At 61.1% G+C, this 18,988-nt stretch carries 20 protein-coding genes; 12 read left to right on the top strand and 8 right to left on the bottom strand.

Annotated features, from left to right (window positions below; all coding sequences use genetic code 11):
• Positions 1-7: 7 nt before the first annotated feature.
• Positions 8-301 (bottom strand): hypothetical protein, encoded by a 294-nt coding sequence (locus tag AC07O0_RS21515; RefSeq protein WP_494625719.1) that lies wholly within the window; start codon positions 299-301, stop codon positions 8-10.
• Between the two features lie 95 nt (positions 302-396).
• On the opposite strand from AC07O0_RS21515, the gene AC07O0_RS21520 reads away from it, so the two are divergent.
• Positions 397-2,004: an alpha-amylase family glycosyl hydrolase gene (locus tag AC07O0_RS21520; protein ID WP_494625720.1), complete on the top strand. Its 1,608-nt coding sequence runs from the start codon at positions 397-399 to the stop codon at positions 2,002-2,004.
• 20 nt (positions 2,005-2,024) lie between these two features.
• On the top strand, positions 2,025-3,032 hold the full coding sequence (locus tag AC07O0_RS21525) for a glycosyltransferase family 4 protein (protein WP_494625721.1): 1,008 nt from the start codon (positions 2,025-2,027) through the stop codon (positions 3,030-3,032).
• Positions 3,033-3,732: 700 nt separating this feature from the next.
• Here AC07O0_RS21525 and AC07O0_RS21530 read toward each other — a convergent pair.
• Both AC07O0_RS21530 and AC07O0_RS21535 read right to left on the bottom strand, forming a co-directional pair.
• A complete protein-coding gene (locus AC07O0_RS21530) occupies positions 3,733-3,996 on the bottom strand; it encodes a DUF1488 family protein (protein WP_494625722.1) in 264 nt (87 codons plus the stop codon).
• A 134-nt stretch (positions 3,997-4,130) separates the two neighbouring features.
• Positions 4,131-4,484 (bottom strand): hypothetical protein, encoded by a 354-nt coding sequence (locus tag AC07O0_RS21535; RefSeq protein ID WP_494625723.1) that lies wholly within the window; start codon positions 4,482-4,484, stop codon positions 4,131-4,133.
• A gap of 303 nt (positions 4,485-4,787) precedes the next feature.
• Between AC07O0_RS21535 and trhA the strand changes: the two genes are divergently transcribed.
• From trhA to AC07O0_RS21560, 5 genes are all read left to right on the top strand, one after another.
• Positions 4,788-5,450 (top strand): PAQR family membrane homeostasis protein TrhA, encoded by a 663-nt coding sequence (gene trhA / locus AC07O0_RS21540; protein WP_494625724.1) that lies wholly within the window; start codon positions 4,788-4,790, stop codon positions 5,448-5,450.
• A gap of 225 nt (positions 5,451-5,675) precedes the next feature.
• Positions 5,676-5,957: a hypothetical protein gene (locus tag AC07O0_RS21545; protein ID WP_494625725.1), complete on the top strand. Its 282-nt coding sequence runs from the start codon at positions 5,676-5,678 to the stop codon at positions 5,955-5,957.
• A gap of 96 nt (positions 5,958-6,053) precedes the next feature.
• On the top strand, positions 6,054-6,731 hold the full coding sequence (locus tag AC07O0_RS21550; protein ID WP_494625726.1) for a response regulator transcription factor: 678 nt from the start codon (positions 6,054-6,056) through the stop codon (positions 6,729-6,731).
• Between the two features lie 1,267 nt (positions 6,732-7,998).
• Positions 7,999-8,208, top strand: coding sequence for a cold-shock protein (locus AC07O0_RS21555; RefSeq protein ID WP_494625727.1), 210 nt, complete (start codon positions 7,999-8,001; stop codon positions 8,206-8,208).
• A 132-nt stretch (positions 8,209-8,340) separates the two neighbouring features.
• On the top strand, positions 8,341-8,565 hold the full coding sequence (locus tag AC07O0_RS21560; protein WP_494625728.1) for a hypothetical protein: 225 nt from the start codon (positions 8,341-8,343) through the stop codon (positions 8,563-8,565).
• A 1,139-nt stretch (positions 8,566-9,704) separates the two neighbouring features.
• Here AC07O0_RS21560 and AC07O0_RS21565 read toward each other — a convergent pair.
• The gene (locus tag AC07O0_RS21565; RefSeq protein WP_494625729.1) at positions 9,705-9,974 is read right to left on the bottom strand and encodes a DUF1488 family protein; all 270 of its coding nucleotides are present in this window, start codon (positions 9,972-9,974) and stop codon (positions 9,705-9,707) included.
• 745 nt (positions 9,975-10,719) lie between these two features.
• Here AC07O0_RS21565 and AC07O0_RS21570 point away from each other — a divergent pair.
• The 3 genes from AC07O0_RS21570 to AC07O0_RS21580 all read left to right on the top strand — a co-directional run bounded on the left by AC07O0_RS21570 (position 10,720) and on the right by AC07O0_RS21580 (position 13,827).
• A complete protein-coding gene (locus AC07O0_RS21570; protein WP_494625730.1) occupies positions 10,720-11,538 on the top strand; it encodes a transglutaminase-like domain-containing protein in 819 nt (272 codons plus the stop codon).
• A gap of 401 nt (positions 11,539-11,939) precedes the next feature.
• Entirely contained in the window at positions 11,940-12,674 is a 735-nt protein-coding gene (locus AC07O0_RS21575; RefSeq protein WP_494625868.1) for an alpha/beta fold hydrolase, read from the top strand.
• Complete coding sequence (locus AC07O0_RS21580; RefSeq protein WP_494625731.1) at positions 12,667-13,827, top strand: PAS domain-containing sensor histidine kinase; 1,161 nt, start codon at positions 12,667-12,669, stop codon at positions 13,825-13,827. The genes AC07O0_RS21575 and AC07O0_RS21580 overlap by 8 nt, the downstream gene beginning before the upstream one ends.
• An 82-nt stretch (positions 13,828-13,909) precedes the next feature.
• Here the strand turns inward: AC07O0_RS21580 and AC07O0_RS21585 are convergent, their stop codons facing one another.
• From AC07O0_RS21585 to AC07O0_RS21600, 4 genes are all read right to left on the bottom strand, one after another.
• Positions 13,910-14,158, bottom strand: coding sequence for a DUF6894 family protein (locus AC07O0_RS21585; RefSeq protein WP_494625732.1), 249 nt, complete (start codon positions 14,156-14,158; stop codon positions 13,910-13,912).
• A 185-nt stretch (positions 14,159-14,343) separates the two neighbouring features.
• Positions 14,344-15,585, bottom strand: coding sequence for an NAD(P)/FAD-dependent oxidoreductase (locus tag AC07O0_RS21590; RefSeq protein ID WP_494625733.1), 1,242 nt, complete (start codon positions 15,583-15,585; stop codon positions 14,344-14,346).
• Positions 15,586-15,653: 68 nt separating this feature from the next.
• Positions 15,654-16,151 carry a YciE/YciF ferroxidase family protein gene (locus AC07O0_RS21595; RefSeq protein WP_494625869.1) on the bottom strand — a complete coding sequence of 166 codons (498 nt, stop codon included), beginning with the start codon at positions 16,149-16,151 and terminating at the stop codon, positions 15,654-15,656.
• Positions 16,152-16,198: 47 nt separating this feature from the next.
• Positions 16,199-17,104, bottom strand: a complete 906-nt coding sequence (locus AC07O0_RS21600; RefSeq protein ID WP_494625734.1) for a hypothetical protein — start codon at positions 17,102-17,104, stop codon at positions 16,199-16,201.
• 366 nt (positions 17,105-17,470) lie between these two features.
• Between AC07O0_RS21600 and AC07O0_RS21605 the strand changes: the two genes are divergently transcribed.
• Both AC07O0_RS21605 and AC07O0_RS21610 read left to right on the top strand, forming a co-directional pair.
• The gene (locus AC07O0_RS21605; protein WP_494625735.1) at positions 17,471-18,592 is read left to right on the top strand and encodes an extracellular catalytic domain type 1 short-chain-length polyhydroxyalkanoate depolymerase; all 1,122 of its coding nucleotides are present in this window, start codon (positions 17,471-17,473) and stop codon (positions 18,590-18,592) included.
• 149 nt (positions 18,593-18,741) lie between these two features.
• Positions 18,742-18,957, top strand: coding sequence for a hypothetical protein (locus AC07O0_RS21610; RefSeq protein WP_494625736.1), 216 nt, complete (start codon positions 18,742-18,744; stop codon positions 18,955-18,957).
• Positions 18,958-18,988: the final 31 nt, after the last annotated feature.

The following is an 18,988-nucleotide window of genomic DNA, read 5'->3' on the forward strand; positions in this document are numbered from 1 at the left end:
GCACGGGCTATGCCAATCTAGATTGCTTCGCGAGTCTTTTAACCGGCGTCCCGTCCGGCATCTCGATCAGCTTCGCCTTACGCGATGCCTTGGCCTCGTCGGAAATTGGAAGTTCCGAGAGCGTCGCATCGATATGCTGGCCTGCCAGCGAGCGCACGGCCCGCTGCTGCCGCTTGCGAACGACATTTCGCGGCGCATCCACGGGAAGCGTCAGCTCCATGTCGTGGTCGGCGACCGGCGAGCCTTCTGTCTGCGGGCCAGGATTTAGACGGATCGATGGAATCTTGTGGGAACTGGTCATCAGGAACAAACCCTCGCCCGAGGGCTTTTGTTCCGGTTTGCGGCGAGCCTGCTCGGAAGCGAAGCCGGCGCGTTTCGGCCGAGTGCGTTGAGGCGATGACGCCCGCGCCATGGTGGCGGAGCGGCGTGATCTATCAGATCTACCCGCGCTCGTTCCAGGACAGCAACGGCGATAGGATCGGCGACCTCAAGGGCATCACGCGACGGCTGGGCTATCTCGCGGAGCTCGGTATCGACGCGATCTGGATTTCGCCGATCTATCCTTCGCCGATGGCTGACTTCGGCTATGACGTCGCCGACTATTGCGACGTCGATCCTCGCTTCGGCACGCTCACCGATTTCGATGACCTGCTTGCGCAGGCCCATGCGCGCGGGCTCAAGGTCCTGCTCGATTTCGTGCCGAACCATACCTCCGACCGGCATCCCTGGTTCGCCGAGAGTCGCTCCTCGCGCAGCAATCCGAAACGGGACTGGTATCTCTGGCGCGATCCTGCCCCCGGAGGCGGGCCGCCCAACAACTGGATCAGCGATTTCGGCGGATCGGCCTGGGAATGGGACGAGGCCTGCAGCCAGTACTACTACCACGCCTTCCTGAAGCAGCAGCCGGACCTCGACTGGCGCAACCCGGCTGTACAGGCGGCGATGCACGACGTGCTGCGCTTCTGGCTCGACCGCGGCGTCGACGGCTTTCGCATCGACGTGCTCTGGCACTTGATCAAGGCCGTCGAGTTCCCGAACAACCCGCCGAACCCAGCCTACACACCAGCACTCGGCGAAATGGATCGCCTGCTCCAGCTGCATTCGACCGACCAGCCCGAGGTCCACTGCATCGCAGCCGGCATGCGTGCCGTTGCGGATGAATATCAAGTCGCAGGACAGGGCGAGCGCCTGCTGATCGGGGAGATCTACCTGCCGGTCGAGCGGCTGATGCGTTATTATGGCGAAGGCCGGCCCGGCGTACATCTGCCCGGCAATTTCCAGCTGATCGAGGCACCCTGGCAGGCACGCTCGCTCGCCGCGCTCATCGCCGCCTACGAGGCGGCGCTGCCGCCCGACGCATGGCCCAACTGGGTGCTAGGAAATCATGATCGTCCGCGCGTCGCGACCAGGCTGGGGGAAAGCCAGGCGAGGGTCGCGGCGATGCTGCTGCTGACCCTTCGCGGCACGCCCACCCTTTATTATGGCGACGAGCTAGGCTTGAGCGATGTGCCGATCCCGGCCGATCAGATCCAGGACCCGCGCGAGCTGCGTGAGCCAGGAAAGGGCCTTGGGCGCGACCCGGTCCGCACGCCGATGCCGTGGGACGACGGCGCGTATGCCGGCTTCAGCACAGCTCGACCCTGGCTGCCGCTTAACCCCGACTGGGCGTCCCGGAACGTGGCGCGCCAATCGGCCGAGCCGGGCTCGATGCTGGCGCTGCATCGCCGGCTGCTCGCGGCACGGCGCGCCCATCCTGCCCTGGCGATCGGGGATTTCGTGCTGCTGGATGCCGAGGACGATATCCTTGCCTATGAGCGCCGACACGATACGGATCGGCTTGTCGTAGCGCTCAACCTGGGAAAGCAGCCGCAGCGTCTGGCCTTGCCGGAATGGGCGCATGACTGTCGGCCCCTCCTGTCCACGCTCGCCAGCGTGAAGCCTGTGCTGGACGGCGTATTGCTGCTGCGGCCAAACGAGGGCGTGATCCTGACGCTCGCCGACTGACCAGAGGGAGGGGCGAACAGATGCGCATCGCCATGCTGGCGCCGATCTCCTGGCGCACGCCGCCGCGTCATTATGGCCCTTGGGAGCTGGTGACGAGCCTGCTGACCGAGGCGCTGGTGGCGCGCGGCGTCGATGTCACCCTGTTCGCCACCCGGGACAGCCATACGGCCGGCACCTTGGCCGGCATCTGCCCGGCGCCCTATTCCGAGGATCCGACGATCGACGCCAAGGTCTGGGAGTTGCTGCATGTCGCCCATGTCTTCGAGCGCGCCGGCGAGTTCGACCTGATCCACAACCAGGCCGATTTCGTGCCGCTCGCCTTCTCGCGGCTGGTCGACACGCCCGTGGTGACGACGATCCATGGCTTCTCCTCGCCGCGCATCCTGCCGGCCTTCAAGGCCTATGAGGACCGGGTCCACTATGTCGCGATCAGCGCCGCCGACCGGCATCGCGATTTGCGCTATGCCGCGACGATCCATCACGGCATCCCGATCGAGGATTTCCCGTTCGATCCGATCGGGAGCGACGACCTGCTCTTCTTCGGCCGCATCCACCCCGATAAGGGCGCGGCCGAGGCGATCACCGCCGCGCGCGGAGCCGGGCGCCGGTTGGTCATGGCTGGCATCGTCCAGGACCGCGGCTATCACGACGCGCAGGTCGCGCCCGCGCTCGAAAGCGAGAGAGTGGTCTATCTCGGGCCAGTCGGCGGCACCGCTCGCACGCATGCGCTCGGTTCGGCCAAGGCGTTGCTGCACCTGATCAACTTCGAGGAGCCGTTCGGCTTGTCGGTCATCGAGGCCCTCGCTTGCGGCACGCCCGTCATCGCCTCCCGGCGCGGCTCGATGCCGGAGCTGGTCGAGCACGGCGTGACCGGGTTCCTGGTCGATAGCATTGAGGAAGCCGTGGCTGCGATCGCACGTCTCCCCGAGATCGACCGCGCTGCCTGCCGGGCAGCGGTCGCGGCGCGCTTCACAGTCGAGCGAATGGCCGATCGCTATCTCGAATTGTATCGGTCCATCCTCGGATGAGTCACACACGCTCCCGGCGGACTAAAGCGCGGCCCCCAGGCATAGCCGCGAAGAAACAACGTGCGCTTTCCTCTGCCCTGGCCTAGGCTGCAACTCTGCTTCGATAGGACTCGCCTGGGTTCGCCCCCAGGTAGCCGCGGCAGCTGCTAGCCGGCCGCACTGCACCGAGCACCTGATCGCTCCTCCTGAGTGACATCCGCGCTTGCAATCCCGCATGCGCATTTCGATGGGCGACTGGCTGCGAGACTCCCAGCTCTCCAGCCGATACGAACCCGAGAGATCGCGACCTGCGATCTCTGAGCAAGGACAAGAACGGCATGTCAAAAGGCGAACGACGCGGGAACCGAGAGGCCAAGAAGCCGAAACAGGACAAGCCGAAGCTTGCAGCTCCCGCCCCGAATAGTCTTGCCGCTGCGGTCGTGAAGGCTGCAGCGCCGATGAGGAAGTAGCGTTCTGAGCTCTTGGGCGGCGGTCCCTTGGGACCGAGTTCATGCAGTGAGTGCCAGCCAACCGACAGGACAGTGATGATCCGTTTCAGGACGATCGAGCCGAAGCCGGCTGCGAACACCAATAAGCCGGCAAACGCCCTGAGGGCGCCGTTGGCCAAACCCGCGCCGGCTGCCGGAAAGGTCACGCCGCGGCAGCCAGAAGCCTCCGGAAAGTCCGGGAGCCACCCGTCCGGGGAGAAGCTCGAGCGCGATTAGAAGTCGGCGGCAGTCAAGCGATGGTAGCTCTGGCGCTTGCGGGAATAGGCTGCCCCGGCAGCCTTCCGGATGGCAGCAAGATGCTCATCATACGTTCGCAGCATCGATGCTTCGCCCGTGCCCGCCGAAGCGTCGATGCTGCGCAACGCTGCGAGCTCGACCTCGAATGCGATCTCCAGGGCGGAATCGGAGCCCCAGAAGCACACGCAGCCCCGTGCGGTGTCATATCGCCGGATCGGATTGGGGGAGTGGAGGCTCATCGGATCATCCTCCCGGGTGGACCAGGTTCAGGCGTAGCGTGGGTGCGCTGGGGCCGTTGCTGCGCGACGCCGAGCAGATGCGTCGCGCGACAAGGCGCAGACTGGTCGCGATGCCGCGCGACGAACAAACCACCTCAGGTTTTCGGAACGCCCAGCGCTGCCGCGCAGGCCTTGGCAACGTCAGAATCTGGCGAGGAACTGCCCGGCATGGTCGCCCATCCACCTTTCGCTATGAAATCGCCTTGCTGCCAGGAGCTGATCTTCTTGAACTCGACGAGCTGCTCGGTCGCATTGGCCTGCTGCTGGAACTTCGCCACACAGATCGGCGAGAGAGCCGCCACAAGAGCAGTGCTCGAACGCGTCCTGGCTTCTCGCTCCGCCGTGCTCTGCGTCACCCAGCCGCCCCAGGTGAAACCGATGATCGCGAGGGCAATAGCTCCGCCGACGGCGCCCCAGGCGGCCGGCTTCAGTTCTGCTAGAATTTTCATGATGTCGGACTTTCCGAATCGGAAGAAAATCTTCCGTCAAACATCATATCACGTTTTAGGTGGGGTTGATTGTCTTTTAATATAAGCTTTTTATTTCTCCGTTGAGATTCGCAATTAAGAACGAACGATTCGTATTCCGGTTTATGCTTGGGCGCCCGATGCTCCAGGGGCCCGAAAGGCTCGCCGGAAATCACTTGGCGGATCGCTCCTTGGCTGTCGTCATATCAATCCCAGACGGGCTTGCTATCAACGCCGTCCCGTGACGGCTACAAGTGACATGGCGCGACCGCGAGAGGGCATGAGTTGAACCGACCGACACAAGGGCGCTGCCATTTCAATCGCGCCGAGCTTTGGGCTGATGGCCTGATTCATGTGCTCGGAATCGTGCTGGGCATCGGCGCGGTCGCGTATCTGATTGTGCGCGTCGTCGCAGCGGCCCCGGTGCCCGCGGTGGTCCCGGTTGCGATCTATGGTTCCGCGCTGATGGCAGTCCTGATTATCTCTGCCGTCTACAACATGTTGCCGGTTTCACCGGTGAAGTGGCTCATGCGTCGCTTTGACCATTCGGCGATCTACGTTTTAATCGCGGGAACATATACTCCGTTCCTGGCGAGGATGGGCGAGAGCGTCGTGGCGCACGTCCTTCTCGCCGTCGTCTGGATCGCATCGGCCGTTGGCGTCCTGCTCAAGATCGCCTTGCCGGGCCGATATGATCGCGTTTCGATCGCGCTCTATCTTCTGATCGGCTGGAGCGGCGTCTTTGCCTGGGAAAGCATCGCGCAGCTTCCGGGCATCGCCCTGTGGCTGATCGTGTCGGGCGGCCTTCTCTACACGCTGGGCGTGGTCTTCCACGTCTGGCAGACCCTTCCGTTCCAGAACGCCATCTGGCACGCCTTCGTGCTCGTCGCTTCCGGCTGCTTCTACGGCGCCGTCTTCCAGGCTTATGCGATCACTCCATCGAGCTGACCGCGCTCGCGGCGTTCCGGGGAAAGGCGTCCCGCGGATTGGTGTCACATGCTTGGGAACTGGGAGGCTCGCTGTCAATGGAGCAGCCGGTTCGAGGGAACCCTATTCCTCCACGGCATTCCTGTCGAACCATGGTCACGAGAGCTCCGATTTTTGATTTAATTTCAATGCGATGTGCTACTGTTCGGCTCAGCTCCTCAGGCTGACAGCGGGCAGGAGATAGAGATGGCGCATCACTATGACGTCGGCGACCAGGTCAGCCTGACTTTCGGCTTTCACGACCAGAATGCCGTCGGGCTCTATAAGGTCACGCGCAGCTTGCCCTCTCTGGTCCATGGCGAGCCTCAGTATCGCGTGAGGGGTCTCGACGATCGGGAACGGGTCATCGGTGAAGCGCAGATCAATGGTTCACCGAGACAACACAACGCAGATCGGTCCGTTCGGCCACGTCGTCAAGACAACGCGATAACCCAGATGTTCAATCGCTTGGGCATGGAAAAGAAATAGACACGCAAACTCCTTGAAGGCCGCGCTTTCATTCAAGCCGATGAAGAATCTTTACTTTCCATCACGCTGTTACTGATCCTGTCTGAATCCCCGGAAATGCTGCCCCTGGAAGGGCTCGTGAAAATGCCGGCGCCATCTCAGCAGCGGATTGCGCTTTTTGGCGATCAGCCAATCATGCTTGCTGGCCTTAACGCACTTGTCGGCGCAGTTCCCGGCACGGCCATCATTGGCGTGCCATTGACGATGTTAGACGCGGTCGAATTCACTCGTTCGCAGAGCCCCGAAGTAGCGATCATCTGCATCGGTACGTTGACACCGGCCAGCCTCGCGTTTCTAGGGCGCATCTTGGGCGTATCACCGCTCATCCTGATCTTGCTCGTGTGCGAAGATCGCGATGCGAGATCGATCAAGGCGGCATTCCGCATGGGTATCGCAGGTTATCTGCTGAATGGCGCTTCGAGCGACCGTCTGCTGCAAGCGTTAGCGGCCGTTCGAGGCGGCGGGCTGTACTTGGATGGGGCCCTGGAAGCTTCACTGTCCATCGGAACCTTATTGGATCGAAGCGGCGCTGGTGATGATCTAAGCGAACGCGAAATGCAGATTCTCCGGCTCGTCGTCTCGTGCAATTCGAACAAAAGCATCGCGCGTCAGACTGGACTGAGTGTCAGATCGGTTGAAACCTATCGCTTCCGCGCGTGCAGGAAACTGGGCCTGTCTTCACGAGGAGACATCATGCGTTATGGCTCCGATCGTGGATGGACTTTTTTTGATTGAAGTTCTGATGTCCTTGAACGCTCGAGGCTAAATGCCGTCCTTTCCGATAGCTTATTCTATTATGCGCCGGACCGCGCGACGATCTCGATGGCGAGATCTTCCGCACCTTTGTTGGGGTGAAGATTGCCGTCGAGCTGGCGGCGCCACCTCAACACGCTGCGCCTGCACGGTTTGCTCGGATACAAGCGCTCCCGCGCCGGAAGTCTTCATCGCCGCCATCACCGGGGGCGGCTGCGCAAGCCAGACCAGCCACGCCGCCTGACGAGAAGTCCTATGGAACTTTCAGCTGGGACGTCCGTTACCCCATGTTCCAGCGGAGGCCTTGATGGCGCACATGTTCACGGTCTGCCGCGTTGGTCAGGAGTGGGCCGTCCGCGACGCTACGGGAGCGCTGTATGGCGCCAGTGCCAACTTGGCTGTGACATGCGATGCGGCCGATCGGATGGCGAACCGGATTGGTGGAAGCGTGACCGTGACAGGTGAGGCGAGAGTGCAACTCACATCGCTCGGGCTTCCTGATCGCTATCCACTGACCTGGATTAAGGGTACCGGTCTTTAGCGTCTCCTAGGCAGACACAGCCCGTAGGCAGACACAGCCCGGACGATGCGAGCTAGGGTGGTGATGCAAGCGCCCGCTTCGCCCCATAAAGGATGCGGCGCCAGCATCTCAACCTCGCCAAGCCCGAATAGCTAGCGAGCCAGCGCGACGCGCATCGTCGCACTGGTAGCGTTAGCGCTACATGTCCGTCTGCTCGGATAGAATCCAAGCGTCATCAATGTCAGCGGCGGCTTTGGGCCGATGATACACCCAGTATTCCAAGTCAGACGCGGATGGACCGGTTGAACTTCGACAAGGATGGCGCATTCTCCAAGGGAATGCCGCATCCAAAGCTATTATAACTCACCCGGTCCAGCGCTGGGCGCCATTTCCTGATAGTCGCGCTCTGCCCGGAAGCGGACTCGTACGGAGGAGGCACGCCTCGACCATTTCCAGGTTTTTGCGAATTGCACGGCAAGCGCCGCTTCGTAGGCGCAGTGAATCTCAGTTCTTGGGCCGAGGAATTAATTTACAAAAACGTGCTGATTAATTGAATTATTGACATTGATCACGTTTTCGGGCAAATATGATTTCGTCGATATTGCTTGGACGGCCCTTGTTATTTTCGCGTTTCAACGCGGTTCTGATGAATCCCTCCTTTCGAAATCGTTCTGAACTCGCCGAGCGTCCGTTCGGCGAACGACAGGTCTTGCCAACAGGAGGGTTCTCATGACCACCGGCACAGTAAAATGGTTCAATTCGACCAAAGGCTTTGGCTTCATTCAGCCTGACGACGGCAGCCAGGACGTGTTCGTCCATATCTCCGCCGTCGAGCGCGCCGGAATGCGCGAACTGCGCGAAGGCCAGAAGATCGGCTTCGAGGTCGCGCGCGACAACAAGTCCGGCAAAATGGCTGCGGAGCAGCTTCAGGCCGCGTGATCTGGCCATTTTCTCGACGATGACCACGGATGTACTGGCATCGTCGACAGAAAGTCAGTCGAGAAAAGGCCAAGCTCTGCTTGGCCTTTTTTATATCCGCTGGCGACAGCGAGCACCCGAGCGGAGACGGACATGGCTGAACATTCAAAGCAGCGCATCGCAGCCGACAATCATTTCCTCAAGATCCAGACGCAATCGCTCGCGCGGAACAGGATCATATCCGAAACTGAAAGCATTAATCAGCAGCGCGATGTGAAGACGGCAGGGCTGAGGCAGTTGCGCCTGGAAAAGGAAGCTTTCGATCGGGAGACAGCACGGGCTGCGCCGGTGAGCAAAAGACGGAAAAAGACGTCCTAGCAGTCAAGGGAGCGGGAGAAAGCGGATTGGCCAAAATCCGCGCGCCGGCGGTCTCGCGCCCCGGTGGCGGTCGTGCAGCTGGGCGAATTGAGCTGCCGATCACACCAGGCGGCTACATCGCGGCCATCAGGGGCCGCCTCTGGGTGATCAGTCTGTCCCAGGTTCCGCAGGGCGGCCTACTCGCTCAGCCGTTCGATCGGCATAAGGTGGCACATCTACAAGCGTGCCGATGAGGCGCAGCAAGGCCTGCTGCTCGGGTCGGTCGTTGCGCCCGGCGGCGAGAAACGCACGAAGCTCGATATGGGACAGATGCCCGCCAGACGGGCCGTTGGGCTGATGGATCACAAACGCCGCGCCGCTGGTCGGCTCTCGACCTAGATACCAGCAGTCACCATTCGGGCTGCGGTAGAGCTCACGTCGTTCTGTCATTCGAGGCTGTACCTACTGCTGACTTGCGCAGGTGCTTGACGGCAAACTGCAGACCCAGGCCACGTTGAAGGCCTGCGCTCTGTGTCGTCATGTCTCTTTAGCGCTTAACGGTTGAAGATCTCGGTTATAGGATTGTGCGGGCTACGTGGCCGTGCAGGCCAATTCGATTGGCGTCCTGCTGCTGACCCAACGATCTGTGCTTCACCAATCACCCGCTCCCGGTCGTCGGTGCCTCTCACGCGATATTGAGGCTCCCCGTCGATTAGGGAGGGCAGCCGGCGCGTGACGGCATAGAGCCCGACAGCAGCCTGGTCGTAAAAGCCAAAAGCCAGACGAACCTGGTCTCCGACCTCGTACTGATATGCCATGTTTATCTCCGCGATAGTTCCGGTGGGAGCATCCGAGGCAAAATTACCGCACGCCGGGCTCTAGATTGAAGAAAAGCAGACGTCGGCAATGATATGGCTCGTCGCCGGGCGAGCTTGACGCAGACATTTGCAGTAGCGGCCGTTGCGGCCATTTTGCCGTGACCATTCTTGAACGACTACGAGTCGGTCTGACCTCAAATTCTACGCTGTCGGCACGGAGGTACGCATCCTCGTACGCCCCCTCCTGCAATCTGTTGAGGGTGGTTCGCGAAGGAAGGCCGCACATTCAGCCACTTCCATTCCAAACTTTCTGCGCGCCAACGGGCCCTTCATCCCTCATCATCAGGGAAAGTTTTCGGCTAAAAGCCTGTGGTACCCGCCGCGCTTTTTTTGATGAGCGCGGCGAGCCGCCTGCAAGATGGCCGATCGATTGAGGTCGAACGCGATGAGGAACGATCCCTCGCTGCCATCTACGATCTCGGGACTTAGATTCCGCAACACATCGAGTTCAATTTGGAACATGACTTCTAACGACGATTCAGAACCCCAAAAGCTCACGCAACCGCGGCGGGGCTCATAGCGTCGGATCGAGTTGGGAAAGTTGAGATTCAAGGCCCCGCGCTCCCGCCGAGTCGACCAAGCTCAATCTCGTAAGCATCGACATGGCGTCTCTTCCGCTTCTTGCGTAGCCAAATTCCGACACAGAAGGCGATCGTCGAGCCAGCAACGAGCAGCGACGAATAGGGGCTCAGAGACACGTCATAAAATCTGCCCGCCCCCCATATGCCGACGCTGAAAAGCGCTATGCTGATAATTCCGTAGGTCAGCGCCGATGCTTCTGGCGCTGGGGCGTAGTCCGCGGCAGCTTGCAGCGCCTTTTCCTTACGTTTGTCCAGGGGCTTCACCTCAGGACGAGCGCGAAGGTCAGCGTGAACGCTGCTATGAGTCCAGCATGCGCGACCCCGGCCAAATAACGGTCTGCAGCCCAGCCTCGACAATTAAACCAATAAACAGAAAGATTTCCCATAGTCGGACTCCATTTCCTGGGCCCAAACCGGGGGGGCTTCGCGCAACTCCCCAAAAACATTATTCTGTATGTTTCGAGGCATATTCTAAATAGTATTGCAAAATGAACTTACAATCCCTGGCCTGGTTTTTCTCCGCGATCGGCTCCCATAAAAATTCTTCGAGAGCGGGGCCGCCTTTATTGCGAGGTTGGCCGAAAGCGAACACCGGGCCGATGGGCTGCATACAAATAAGCGTAGCCTATATCGCCGCAGGCCGGGAACATGCATGGTGGTATCTGCTTTAACAGATGGACCGGCCGCCGTTCGCGCCATTGCGCAGAAGGTATCGCGTGAAACTCAGGATCGGCTACCAGCTCGACTACGATTTCCCGCAACCTACACCCGTCATCCTGATGCTGAATGTCCATTTCAGCCGGGTTTCGGACCTGGACGAACCGGACCATATCCGCATCCAGCCTTCGGTGCGCGTCAGTGCGTACCGTGACGGCTTCGGCAACTGGTGCACCCGATTGATGGCGCCAAAGGGGCTTATGCGAATCACCGCCGACGCAATCATCTCAGATAGCGGCCTGCCGGAAAGCTACGACCCCCATGCTGGCCAAGTACCGGTCGAACGGTTGCCGGAAGAGAGCCTCGTCTTTCTGTTGGCGAGCCGGTTCTGCGACAACGACCGTCTGCTCGACCTCGCCTGGCGGCTCTTCGGCCATACCGAGCCGGGCGCTCCGCGCGTTCAGGCGATCTGCGATTTTGTCCACCGGCGCATCGCCTTCAACTATAATGACGCCAGCGTGACCCGCACAGCGTCCGAGGCTTATCACGAGGGTCGCGGCGTGTGCCGCGACTTCGCTCATCTCGCCATCGCTTTCTGTCGGGCGTTAAACATCCCAGCTCGTTACTGTACGTGCTATCTCGGCGATGTCGGCACGCCGCCGCCCTATCCGCCAGGCGATTTCGCGGCGTCTTTCGAAGCCTATCTCGAAGGCGGCTGGCAGATGTTCGATCCGCGCAACAACGCGCCGCGAATAGGCCGGGTGCTGATCGCGCGGGGCCGCGACGCCGCCGATGTCGCCATCGCCACCACATTCGGTCAGAACACTTTGACCGGGTTCAAGGTTTGGACCGACGAAGTGGTGGAAGCGGCCGTTTAAACCCACCGGGAAATGATCCTGGATGCGCCATAAGCGGTAACTCGAGAAGCGTCCGGAACCGGACATTCAAAATCTTGCGGCGCAGTGTCTGGCAGCGGCCTTAGCTTGTTGGTTTGTCTGACACTTGAGCCTTAGGCGGCGAGCAGGATGGTTGGCATCTCCTGTGTCGTGCTAGCCTGGCACAAACGCGCCGCGATGTCAGAAACCCCGAAGAATTCAAAGAGCAGATCTGGGCGCTATGGCCGTTTGCCAGTAAATTGGTGGAGGCCCGCAACCTGTCAAATGCCATAGCTTGCATTCGCTCGGTCCTATATCTGTGCTCACGCGAATTTCTGGATCATTTTTGCGTGCCCCCATCTCAACGAAACAACGTGCGGGTTAGCGGCTCAGGAGAGCGAACTATCGTGTTCGCTCATGGCTATGGCTGCGATCAGTCCATGTGGCGGTATGTTGTGCCGTTTTTCGAGGGCCAGTACCGCATCGTGCTTTTTGATCACGTCGGAGCAGGCGCATCCGACAGCTCAGCTTATGACCAAGCAAAATACGCTACGCTGCACGGCTACGCAGACGACATCGTTGATATCGCCCAGGAGCTCGATTTTTCCGGCGCCATTCTGGTGGGGCATTCAGTCAGCGCGATGATCTGCGCGCTGGCGTCGATGAAGGCACCCAGCCGGTTCAGCAAGCTGGTGATGATCGGACCGTCCCCGCGCTACATCGACGACGGTTCATATCGAGGAGGCTTCTCGCGCGATCAGATTGACGAGTTGCTCGACTTTCTGTCAGTCAATTATCAGGACTGGGCAGCAGCGACGGCGCCGGCAATCATGGGCAATCCTGACCGGCCAGAGCTGGGGCAGGAACTCGCCGAAAGCTTTTGCCGGGCGGACCCGGAAATCGCCAAGGACTTCGCGCGAGTAACTTTCACCTCGGACAACCGGGCTGACTTGCCACTGATCGCAATCCCGACGCTGATCCTGCAATGCAGCGAGGATATCATCGCTCAGCTGGAAGTTGGTGAATATGTCCGGGATCACATCCCGAAGAGCCGCCTGATCGTGCTGGAAGCGACGGGCCACTGCCCTAATCTCAGCGCTCCCGAGGAGGTCGCCGCAGCGATGCGCAGCTTTGTCTGAAATTGAGCAATCGAACGCACCGAAGGGGCGCTTCGCGGATCTCTACGACAACGCGCCATGCGGGTATCTGGTAATCTCGCAGAGCGGTCACATCCAGATCGCCAATCGCACTGTTTCCCGATGGCTCGACCACGAACCGGGCGAGCTTGTCGGTAAGCGCCTTGTCGATGTCCTCAACCTCGGCGGCAAGGTTTTCTGGGAAACGCATGTCCGGCCACTATTGAGAATGCAAGGGGCGGTTGAGGGCGTGGCGCTCGATTTTCTGAAACGGGATGGTGCAACGATCCTGGCTTTCGGCACTGCGACCGAGATTCGAGGCATCACCGACGAAGATTTCGAAACGCGACTGGCGATCTTCAAGGCAGCCGAGCGCCGGCAGTTCGAACAAAGGTTACTAGGCGCTCGTCAGCGTGCCGAGCAGGCCAATATGGCTATCATGGAAGGTAGCCGTCTCGCGCAGGAGAGCCTGCGCAGCGAGCGGGAGACAGCAGAGCTCCGCGAGCAGTTTATCGCCGTGTTAGGCCATGATCTGCGAAACCCGCTCGCTGGCCTGCTTGGCGGCGTCAGGTTGTTGGCGCGTGAGAATCTGAGTGAGCGCGCCCAGAGACTGATCCCGCTGATGATAGGCAGCGGTGCTCGCATGTCCGAGCTGATCGACAACGTGATGGACTTCGCGCAGGCGAGGCTCGGCGGGGGCATCAGCTTGGAGCGCAATAGCGATGAGCCTCTTGGCTCAACCATTCTGCAAGTCGTTGAAGAACTGAGGACCATCCACCCGGAGCGCGTGATTCAGGTCGACCTGGCGATCGAGGAGCCCGTTAACTGCGACAGGTCGCGCATCGCTCAGCTCGTCTCGAACCTGCTGGGCAATGCAGTTACCCATGGCGCGTTAGAGCTGCCGATTTGCCTGATCGCACGCACAACCAGCGACAGCGTCGAAATCATGATCTCCAACGGCGGCGCCGAAATACCACCGGAAGCCATGGACAAGCTCTTCCAGCCCTTTTTTCGGGGAGAGGTACGGCCTAGCCAGCAAGGACTCGGCTTAGGACTTCATATCGCCTCTGAGATCGCTAAAGCGCACGGCGGCACGATCACAGTCAGTTCGTCCGAGGCCGAAACGTGTTTCACCTTCCAGATGCCGCGGGCCTGATCGCGCCACTTTGGTCACAACACGCCACGCGCCAAAGAGACGCCTTGCCATACCAACGCGCGATCGTTACCCGCCGATTGATCTAGCTTCTCCCACGAGGCGCTTTTCGGCTACGGCCATGGAAGTTGAGAGAGGCGCGATATGTCTCATCGCCAGCCTCGTTTCGAACACGCGCTTTAAAGGAGAAGCGCTTGCCATTCGGTAGTTCATCCTTCGCCATGTCTGCCAACGCTCTCTGCGCCTCAGCCGCTGCGACCTGTTCATTGGGGGCGTCGATCTTGCTTGTCGAGCGTCCCGTTGCGTCCTTGGTTGTTATCCGAAACTTGGCCATGGCGCCTTCCTCCGATCAAAAGGAATGCGCGAGCGCCCCGGCCGTTCCGGCATATCTCTTTGGCAGGTCATAATTTTTTGGTCGCAGCTTGCTTGAGTACGGCTTGGGTATCGTGCTCGTCGGTGGCAGCCGCTATCAGGCCTGCTCCGTGCATGGGAGCCGCAAAAACACGCAGTGGCGTCCGCTTACGTCTTTGGAACGGGGCGGTCGAGGGCGAAGTCGTCGAACCAGTCCTCTTGGTCGCCTCCGATCATTTTCGCAATCATGCGCGAGGCCAGGAAGCTAAAGGTGATGCCATTGCCGCCGTAGCCATAGGCAGCGAACAGGCTGGGCATCCCTGGCGCACGACCAATGAGAGGCAAGCCGTCATCGGTTTGACCAAAAGCGCCCGACCAGATCATCTCGGCCTTCGCGACTGCGTTCGGCCTGAGCAGCGAGAGCTTTCTCAGGATAGTCGCGGCCTTCTCAGGCATCAATCCATCGCGCGCTTCGGGCTCAGTAACAGTGTCGTCGTCCTCGCCGCCGATCACGATACGATTATCCGCGGTGGTCCTTGCATAAAGATAGTCTTCCGACGCCTCCCAGATCAAAACTCCATCCCGCCATAGCCCCTCCGGCGTTTGCGGCGGCGTGGCGATGGCCCAGCTGGAGGCTGTCCTGTGGAGTTCGGTTTTCAGGAAGTCCGGCATGAGATATCCAGTCGCCAGGATGACTTTTTTCGCTTCGATCTGGTGACCGCTTTCCAGGCCGACGATGAGGCCGTGCCCGAAGTTGTCGTAGGAAACAGCCTGCGCATCGAACATCGTTGCGCCATGCTGGATCGCTTGCGCCAAGAGCGCATGCGCCAGCAACAAGGGGTCGGCGTCCGCGGATCCGGGAGAGATGATTGCTGCTTCCCGGTCGAAGTCGAACTCGCGGCGCAAAGTCGGATAATCGAGGTAGACCCCAGGCAGTGCCGCTCTTTCACGAAGCTGATGCTCGGCGAGCAATTCCGAGGCTCCAACGTCTCCTGCCGCGAGGTAGAGCGAACTCCGATGACGGAAAGCGCATCGCAATCCCAGATCGTCGACCAGCTCCATCAGACCCGCCACCGCCTGATGGCTACGGCGATAAATATTGGCCGCGCGCTCGAAGCCATAAAAGTTGGTGAGCTCGCTCAAGGGACAATCGATCTCCCATTGCAGCATCGCAGTACTGGCCGTGGTGCTACCGAAGCCAGCGCGCTCGCGGTCGATCACACAGACCCGGTGGCCAAGCGAGGTCAGATGTTGCGCCAACAGCGCGCCTGTGATTCCGGCGCCTACGATCAGAATGTCACAGGTCAGGTTCCATCCGAGCATTGCCCGGAGAGGCCGCCTGAATCCTGCCAACCAAGGTGGGCAGCCTCCACGCAGATCCTGCTGAACTGTCGTGTCGGAATCGAACATCGCATACTCGATCACTGGCAAGAAAAGCCCCGGCAGGGAATGCTGCCGGGGAAACGAAGGCTTGCAGATCAGGCCGCCTTGGCGACGGCCGCGGAATTGGCCGGCTCGCCGAGCTGCGTCAGCAGCTTGTCGGTCTTGGTTTCCTCGGCAAGTGTCGCGTCCAGCAGCGCTGCCGCTTCCTTGTGGCCGAGCTGCTTGGCCCAGGACTTGAGCGTGCCGTAGCGCGTCATCTCGTAGTGCTCGACCGCCTGAGCAGAGGCGACGAGGCCGGCATCCAACGCGGGGCTGTCGGCATAATCCTCCATGACGGCCTTGCCTTCCTCGAGGATGCCGAGGATCGCGTCGCAGGTCTTGCCACGAGGTGCCTTGCCGATCGCTTCGAACACGTCGCTCAGGCGCTCGACATGGTTCTCGGTCTCGGTGCGATGGGTCTCGAAGGCCTTTTTCAGGTCGGGAGATCTGGCCGCCTTCGCCATCTTCGGCAGCGCCTTCAGGATTTGCTTCTCGGCGTAATAGACATCCTTGAGCATGTCATGGAACATGTCTTCGAGGGCTTTCGGTGCAATCGTGGCCATATTGCTCTCTCCAGGTTTTCAGGGGATAGGCTTAGTAATCAGGCTTCGACTTCGTCGCGGGCACGGCCGCCGATAGTTGCGCCATAGCTCGAAGCCATCGCGCCGATCAGCATCGCGATGAAGGTCGCCAGGGCGAAGGAGGCAGCCCCCTTTCGGGCAACGTCCGCCGTCTCGCGAGCGGTCTGCTCGGCCTTGGCCGCGACTTCTTTCGTCTTGGCTATGGCGTCGTTGATGCGCTTTTCGGCGTCAGGCTGGCTGATGCCGGTCTGAGCCGCGATCACGCTTGCGACGTAGCTCTTGTCGGCCGGTGCCATGTCGCCATTGTGGATGCTCATCGCGACGATGCGGCCGACCTCCGCGCGGGCTGGGCCGACGTCGGCCGATGCCGGAGCCGGGCGTTCGCTACGGAACAGGGAATCCGTCAGATACGCGGAGGGATCCAAATTGGGCAGGTCGACACGGCCGGCCACTTGGCTCGCCATGCCGGAGATGGACGAGGCGACCCCTGACACCGCCGTGGCGCCAAGCCGGGCTGTGCCGCCTATCACCACTGACGCGGTCGAGGCCAGCAGCACTGCTGTAACGATGGCGCTGACGGCCCAGGCCATGAAGCCATGCGCGGTATCGCGGAACGCGACCTCGTCAGTGTGAAGACCAACGCGCCTGGTGCGCAGCCGCCCGGCGAGATAGCCGCCCGCACCGGCCGCAACAAGGTGAACCAGAGCCAGCCAAATCAGGGCCGCGATGCCGAAGGTCGTGGCGGCGACGCCCGCATTCGACCAAGGAGAAACGGAGGTGAAGCCAAGCCCGGCACCAGCGGCGAGGAGCATCAGGGCGATCGACGCGCTGACGACGGCACCTCCCAGTACAGCGCTCCAGGACATAGCGGAGGACGCGCGTTCGGTTGTGCCGTCGGCGAGGCCACGGGCGGTATCGTCTGTCATGTGGATTGCACTTTAAGGGCGCCGCCTGCGCGGCGCATTGCGGACTGCCCGATGACCGCCCGATCTCAGCTCAACTTGGTACGAGCCGATCTGTTCCGTGACACGGCGGATAGCCGCCCATCGCAGCTGGGGAGCGACTGGAATGGTCTTTGGTAGGCTAGCTTGCGACTACGGACGCAAATTGCGTCGCTCTCACCGGGTGTATGGATCGGTCTGGGGCGCCCGGATTTCATCCCAGACTGCGCGCTCGATCCCTTCTGAAACAGAAGTGCCAACTCATTTCATTGTGCATTGCAACATAATCGTCGTGAGGCAGTTGGGCTCTCGTCAGCGCCATCTCGGCATGACCCGCAAAGGACAGCCGCGATGCGCAGCCTCTCCGATACGATCGCCCGCCTGAAAGCAGCCAAGGGCAAGTTTCCATTGGCTGGCGCGGCGGTTCAGCCGTCCCGACTGTCGTCGCTCGGCGACTTTGGTGCTAATCCGGGCGCGCTTCACGGTTATTGCTATGTGCCGCAACGGCTGCCAGGGGATGCGCCGCTCGTCGTCGTGCTCCATGGCTGTACGCAGACAGCCGCCGGCTACGACAATGGAGCGGGCTGGTCTCAGCTCGCGGACCGACATGGCTTCGCGCTGCTTTACCCCGAGCAGCAGCGGGCGAACAATCCGAACCTCTGCTTCAACTGGTTCGTGCCCGAAGACATCAAACGGGACTCAGGCGAGGCGCTTTCGATCGCACAGATGGTTCGCAGGATGATCGAGCATCACGGGCTCGATCGGGAACGGGTCTTCATCACCGGACTTTCGGCAGGAGGAGCCATGACTTCGGTCATGCTCGCTACGTATCCCGAACTTTTTGCCAGTGGCGCGATCATTGCCGGGCTTCCCTATGGCTGCGCGGCATCGATCCCGGAAGCGTTCGATCGTATGCGCGGGCATGGATTGCCCTCCGAACGCGAACTCGAGGCGCGTATCCGCAAAGCTTCCACTCATCGGGGAGTGTGGCCGACCCTCTCGCTCTGGCATGGCAGTGCCGACCGAACGGTCGCTCACAGCAACATGGACGCCATCGTCGCACAGTGGCGTGGCCTTCACGGGCTGAAGACTGTGGAGCCTGAAAAGAGCCCCGTCGGCCCTCATTCCCGGAGGATTTGGCGCGACGACACTGGCGTCGCGAAGATCGAGGCTTTCAGCATTGCCGGCATGGGGCACGGCACGCCGCTCAGCGGCGCCGACGATATCGGCACCCCAGCGGCGTTCATGCTCGACGCCGGGATTTCGTCCACCCGCCATATCGCGCGGTTCTGGCAGTTGACCGAAGCGAGATCTGAGCTCGCCTTGTCGGCTCACGTCGAAGCGCCCCCCGAGGCCATGCCATTGCGCATCGGACGAGAAGCACCTACCGCCCCCTCGTGGATACGAGGATCGGCCTCCGGCGTCGGCAAGGTGATCGAGGATGCGCTGCGGGCGGCGGGACTCATGCGCTAGCCGCGGGTTAAACCGATACTGCCTGCGCTGGCGCGCTCGCCGGTGCGGCAGTTGGTGGACTGGTCGGCTCGTTCACCAATGCCGGTCTCAGCGAGGGCGACGCGAACTACCACGCCGAGACCGTCCGTCGCGGCGGTACGGTGGTTTCGGTGAAAGCTCCCGAGGAGCACGCCGGCAAGGTCGAGGCCATCATGGACGACGCCATGCCGATCGATCGCGATGCCCGCCTCGCCAGTTATGGCGCGGAAGGCTGGACGGAGTTCGACGCCAAGGCCCCACCCTATGGCGGCGCGACGCCATCAAGTCGGCGCCCGCAGTTCCCCGTCGATGCCTCCGAGATTAACGTCGGAGGCCTTTTCTATTGAAATCCTGTCAGCAGACCGCACGGCGCGTTGA

The organism is Allobosea sp. GW821-FHT10B12 (genome assembly GCF_059415545.1).